This window comes from Rhizobium sp. SVR5-9E, assembly GCF_056755095.1.
The window spans coordinates 1-408 of sequence record NZ_JBNDHS010000258.1 but is presented as its reverse complement, the minus strand read 5'-3'; the positions used below and the strand labels follow the sequence as shown (position 1 = coordinate 408).

Here is a 408-nt window from a genome sequence, read left to right as displayed (position 1 = left end):
ATAGGTGGTATTGGCGGCGATGGTGACAGGGGTCGCAAAGTTCACCGTCTGCCAGCCACTCGCCGAGGTGTTGGTGAAGCTGGCGGTGGCGAGCTTGGTGCCTGTGGTGGTCCACAGATCGACGACGTTCTGGCCGTTGTCGTTGGCGCTGCGGTAGAACTTGATGCCCGTGATATCACCGGCCACGTTCGACTGGAACTTGACGCCGACCTCGAGTTGCTGACCATCGTTGAGGTTCGTCTGGGCCGGTGTGTTGGAGGCGCTGAACAGGCTGTAGGTCGTCGGGGCTGTCGTTGCGGCGATGTTGAAGGTCTCGCTGGCGGCAAGGCCACCGAGATCGGTCGCCGTCACCTTGATGCCGGACGTGCCGGCTGTCGTCGGCGTGCCGCTGAAGGTCCGCGTCGCCTG

The 408-nt window shown here is 63.5% G+C and carries 1 protein-coding gene; it reads right to left on the bottom strand.

Translation table 11 applies throughout. From position 1 onward, the window contains the following. Nucleotides 1-408, bottom strand: a 408-nt coding sequence (locus ACPYOJ_RS34695) for a DUF4082 domain-containing protein (protein ID WP_481420277.1), incomplete at both ends; no start/stop codon positions are given.